Source organism: Segeticoccus rhizosphaerae (assembly GCF_009192725.1).
In the GTDB taxonomy this organism is placed as follows: domain Bacteria; phylum Actinomycetota; class Actinomycetes; order Actinomycetales; family Dermatophilaceae; genus Segeticoccus; species Segeticoccus rhizosphaerae.
This window is the reverse complement of sequence record NZ_VOHR01000304.1, coordinates 1-4,494: the sequence shown is the minus strand read 5'-3', so window position 1 is coordinate 4,494 and position 4,494 is coordinate 1. Positions and strand designations below refer to the sequence as shown.

At 70.3% G+C, this 4,494-nt stretch carries 6 protein-coding genes and 1 pseudogene; 6 read left to right on the top strand and 1 reads right to left on the bottom strand.

The features are described from left to right. Positions 1–87 precede the first annotated feature (87 nt). Positions 88–462, bottom strand: a complete 375-nt coding sequence (locus FRW57_RS17835; RefSeq protein WP_137120978.1) for a DUF1844 domain-containing protein — start codon at positions 460–462, stop codon at positions 88–90. Between the two features lie 390 nt (positions 463–852). Here FRW57_RS17835 and infC point away from each other — a divergent pair, with 390 nt between their 5' ends. The 6 genes and pseudogenes from infC to FRW57_RS17805 all read left to right on the top strand — a co-directional run. After that, positions 853–1,377 carry a translation initiation factor IF-3 gene (gene infC / locus FRW57_RS17830; RefSeq protein ID WP_238384589.1) on the top strand — a complete coding sequence of 175 codons (525 nt, stop codon included), beginning with the start codon at positions 853–855 and terminating at the stop codon, positions 1,375–1,377. Between the two features lie 56 nt (positions 1,378–1,433). Next, positions 1,434–1,628 carry a 50S ribosomal protein L35 gene (rpmI, locus tag FRW57_RS17825; RefSeq protein WP_137120979.1) on the top strand — a complete coding sequence of 65 codons (195 nt, stop codon included), beginning with the start codon at positions 1,434–1,436 and terminating at the stop codon, positions 1,626–1,628. Positions 1,629–1,709: 81 nt separating this feature from the next. Continuing rightward, complete coding sequence (rplT, locus tag FRW57_RS17820) at positions 1,710–2,096, top strand: 50S ribosomal protein L20 (RefSeq protein WP_137120980.1); 387 nt, start codon at positions 1,710–1,712, stop codon at positions 2,094–2,096. 43 nt (positions 2,097–2,139) lie between these two features. Next, positions 2,140–2,949 (top strand): TrmH family RNA methyltransferase, encoded by an 810-nt coding sequence (locus FRW57_RS17815; RefSeq protein ID WP_137120981.1) that lies wholly within the window; start codon positions 2,140–2,142, stop codon positions 2,947–2,949. A gap of 10 nt (positions 2,950–2,959) precedes the next feature. Beyond that, complete coding sequence (locus tag FRW57_RS17810) at positions 2,960–4,072, top strand: PAS domain-containing sensor histidine kinase (RefSeq protein WP_137120982.1); 1,113 nt, start codon at positions 2,960–2,962, stop codon at positions 4,070–4,072. A 104-nt stretch (positions 4,073–4,176) separates the two neighbouring features. Further along, positions 4,177–4,494: pseudogene (locus FRW57_RS17805) on the top strand (phenylalanine--tRNA ligase subunit alpha); the annotation flags it as partial.

Here is a 4,494-nt window from a genome sequence, read left to right as displayed (position 1 = left end):
CGGCACCGTGGAGCTCGCCGCCTGACCGGCAGGGCAAGCAGTGACGGTCCGCGGCCGGGGCGGCGCGCCGGATGACCGCGCCGGGCCTCAGACCACCGAACCGGTCAGGCGCTCGCCCGGGCCCTGGCCGGGCGGGTCGGGCACGACCGACGCCTCACGGAATGCCAGTTGGAGCGACTTGAGCCCGTCCCGCAGCGGCGCCGCGTGCTCGCTGCCGATGTCCGGCGCCGAGGCTGTCACGAGTCCCGCGAGTGCGTTGATCAGCCGCCTCGCCCCGTCGAGGTCCTGCAGCTCGGCGGCGTCCGGTCCCTCCGCCAGGCCGCACTTGACGGCCGCGGCGCTCATCAGGTGCACCGCAGCGGTCGTGATGATCTCCACGGCAGCCACCTCGGCTATGTCGCGGGTCTCCCTGCTCGCGTCCACGGGCTCGACAGGAGAGGGATTGGGAGTCTGGTCGGTCACGCTGGTAGCATCCCAGACTGACCGGCTGTGCAGCTCGGCGCCCACCACGGGTCCCTCTGGGGAACACCGCACCGGGCGACGGTGTTGGACAGCGTGCAAGAGGAGCCAGCAGTTCCGCTTCCACCCGCGATGACCGACAGGTCGCCGGGTTCGTCAAGACGGCTCTTCGTCCCGTCGGCTCGCGCCGACAGGCCGGAGCGTACGCCGGGTGGTGAGCACCCGGCATACCCGCCGTGCTTGGTCCGGAAGCCCAGGCTCCTCGCGCACCCAGGTGGCGAGGAGCCTTTCTCGTCCCTGACGGACACCACAGGTTTCAGCGACAGGTCTGAACGGCAGAAGGAGCAGCACATCAGCGAACCTCGCATCAACGACCGCATCCGGGTCCCGGAAGTGCGGTTGGTTGGCCCCAATGGTGAGCAGGTCGGCATCGTGCGCGTCGAGGACGCGCTGCGACTCGCGGCCGAGGCGGATCTCGACCTGGTCGAGGTGGCGCCGATGGCCAAGCCGCCGGTCGCCAAGCTCATGGACTTCGGCAAGTACAAGTACGAAGCCGCCATCAAGGAGCGGGAAGCCCGCAAGAACCAGATCAACACGATCATCAAGGAGATCAAGCTCCGCCCGAAGATCGACCCGCACGACTACGGCACCAAGAAGGGCCACGTCGAGCGGTTCCTCAAGGCGGGCGACAAGGTCAAGGTGACGATCATGTTCCGCGGTCGCGAGCAGTCCCGACCCGAGCTGGGCTTCCGGCTGTTGCAGCGCCTCGCGGAGGACGTGCAGGAGCTGGGCTTCGTCGAGAGCGCACCCAAGCAGGACGGGCGCAACATGATCATGGTGCTCGGCCCGACCAAGAAGAAGGCCGAGGCCAAGGCCGAGGAGCGGCGCCGGCGGGCCGAGGCCGAGACCAAGGGCTGAGCCACGCGCACAGCACATTTGCAGCAAGCACGAACCGACCGAAGGAGATCGGCTCCATGCCGAAGATGAAGTCGCACAGCGGCACCAAGAAGCGTTTCCGGATCACGGGGACCGGCAAGGTCATGCGTGAGCAGGCCGGTGGCCGCCACCTGCTCGAGCACAAGTCCTCCAAGAAGATGCGTTCCATCGCGAACGACGTCGAGCTGTCCAAGCCGGACGCCAAGAGGGTCAAGAAGCTCCTCGGCAAGTAACCCCCACACATCCAGCACCGACCGGCGCGCTGCGTACGCCGCGCATGCCCCGGTCGAGCGTCAAGAACAAGGAGTACTCACGTGGCACGCGTGAAGCGGGCGGTCAACGCCCACAAGAAGCGCCGGGTCGTCCTCGAGCAGGCCAGCGGCTACCGCGGGCAGCGTTCGCGGCTCTACCGCAAGGCCAAGGAGCAGGTCACCCACTCGATGGGTTACAGCTACCGCGACCGCCGCGCCCGCAAGGGTGACTTCCGGCGCCTGTGGATCCAGCGCATCAATGCCGGTGCCCGCGCCAACGGGATGACCTACAACCGCTTCATCCAGGGTCTCAAGGCCGCGGGTGTCGAGGTCGACCGCCGCATGCTGTCGGAGCTCGCCACCAACGACGAGGCGGCCTTCACCGCTCTGGTCGAGCTCTCGCGGGCCAACGTGCCCGCCCAGCAGCCCAGCGCCACCGACGCGGCCTGACCGCCGGACTCGATCGGGGCGGCGGTCTGTGTCTGCGCGGCCCGTGCTGACCAACCCCCGATCCGATCGGGTTCGGTCGGTGCGGGCGCTCAGCCGCCGCTCGGTGCGTCAACGCCAGGGTCTGTTCCTGGCCGAGGGACCGCAAGCGGTCCGCGAGGCGGTCACCCACCGCCCGGACGTGGTGCGCGACCTCTACGCCGACGACACCGCAGCAGAACGGTATGCCGACCTGTTGGCCGCCGCGCGCGACGCGGGCGTGCCGACTCATGACGTCAGCAGCGAGGTGCTTGCCGCGATGTGCGACACCCGCCAGCCGCAGGGCCTGGCCGCGGTGTGCCGGCCGCTCGATGTCGACCTCGACGCGGCGCTCGCCGCCCGGCCGGACTTCGTCGTGGTCCTCACGCACGTGCGTGATCCCGGCAACGCCGGCACGGTGATCCGCGGGGCCGACGCGAGCGGCGCCGGTGCCGTGCTCGTCAGCGACGCCAGCGTCGACGTCTACAACCCCAAGGTCGTCCGCTCGACCGCGGGGAGCCTGTTCCACCTGCCTCTCGTCCTCGGCGCCCCGGTGGACGAGCTCCTCTCCCGGCTGCGGGCGGCGGGGCTGCTGCTGCTGGCGGCGGACGGCTCGGGGGACCAGCTGCTCACCGACGCACCGCTCGAGCGCCGACACGCCTGGGTGATGGGCAACGAGGCGTGGGGACTGCCTCCCCAGGTTCGCGACGGCTGTGACCAGGTGGTCCGTGTGCCGATCTACGGGCTGGCCGAGTCGCTCAACCTGGCCATGGCGGCCACGGTTTGCCTCTATGCTTCGGCGGGAGCCCGCGCTTCCGCCACACAGCTAAGTCGCTAGAGTCATTCGCATGGCTTCGGAGCGCGTGAACGGGACGTCACGGGGGAGCGCCGACTCCTCACCCGCGCTCCCCGCGGGCGCCCACGTCCTGGCCGACCGCCTGCCCGACGGACTCATCGTGACTGACGGGCACGCGGTCGTGACTGAGGTCAACGCCCGGGCCTGTTCCATCGTCGGCATGCCCGCTGAAGACTTGCTCGGCAAGGACATTCGCGAGGTCTTGCCCCTGCAGGACGTCGACGGAAGGTCCTGGTGGGAGTGCTCCGACCCCTGGCACGGGATCAACATCCGCTCGGGCCACCGGGAGCGGCTGTTGCTGCTCCCCGGCGGCGACGAAGCCCTGGTGAGCGCGAAGTACGTACGCCCGGGCCGCGGCAAACCGGTCACCGCCGTGGTGGTGGCCCTGCGCGATGCCCACGCCCGGCGCCGCCTCGAGGCCAACAACAGCGTCCTCGTGGCCACCGTCGCCCACGAGCTGCGGTCGCCGCTCACCTCGGTCAAGGGCTTCTCCTCGACGCTGCGCCGCCGGTGGGACCAGCTCGAGGACCAGCAGAAGCTGTGGATGATCGAGGCCATCGAGGCTGACGCCGACCGGGTGGCACGCCTGATCACCGAGCTGCTGGACGTGTCCCGGATCGACAGTGGACGCCTCCAGGTGCGCAGCCAGCCGGTCGACCTGCCCGCCAAGATCAGGGCCCACGTGGAGAGTCTGCTCACCTCGGGTGACTACGAGCAGGACCGGTTCCAGATCGAGGTCGAGCCGGACCTGCCCGAGGTGTGGGCCGACCCCGACCGGGTCGACCAGATCCTTGCCAACCTGCTCGAGAACGCCCTGCGCCACGGGGAGGGCGCCGTGCGTCTCGGCGTGTCCGCAGGGGACGGTGGCGAGGCCATCGAGGTCACCGTCAGCGACGACGGACCCGGCATCGAGGAGGAGCACCACTCAGTGATCTTCACCCGGTTCTGGCACAGTCGACCGCAGGGCGGCACGGGGCTCGGCCTCTACATCGTGCGCGGTCTGGTCGAGGCCCACGGCGGCCAGATCAGCGTCGGTCGCGCACCGTCGGGCGGTGCCGAGTTCCGATTTACCTTGCCGGCAGGCGCGCCCGAGCAGTTTGCCTAGCAGCGACGAGCGGCGGCAAACCACACAGCCTGACCGGCCTAGACTCAAGTCCTCGCGCCGACCGCCGTCGGTCGGCCGCACCCACCCCAGCCGAAGTGGAAGCGATGTCCGGAGCCAACACGCAGTACGACCCCGTCGAGGTCAGCGCCCTCGACCCCGCCGCGATCGATGAGGTCGTCGAGGCGGCAGAAGCCGCGTTCGCGGCAGCGGGCACGCTCGACGCGCTCAAGGACGCCCGTATCGCGCACGTCGGCGACCGCAGCGCCCTCGCCCTCGCCAACCGCGAGATCGGCGCCCTGCCCCCGTCGGCCAAGGCCGATGCCGGCAAGCGGGTCGGCGCAGCGCGGGCGCGGGTTGGCCGGGCCCTCGCCGCGCGGCAGGCCGAGCTGGAGGCCGAGCGCGACGCTCGGCTGCTGGTGGGG

Excerpts from the sequence above, each read along its gene's own strand:
- rpmI (WP_137120979.1), top strand. The coding sequence starts at position 1,434 with ATGCCGAAGATGAAGTCGCACAGCGGCACCAAGAAGCGTTTCCGGATC.
- FRW57_RS17810 (WP_137120982.1), top strand. The coding sequence starts at position 2,960 with ATGGCTTCGGAGCGCGTGAACGGGACGTCACGGGGGAGCGCCGACTCC.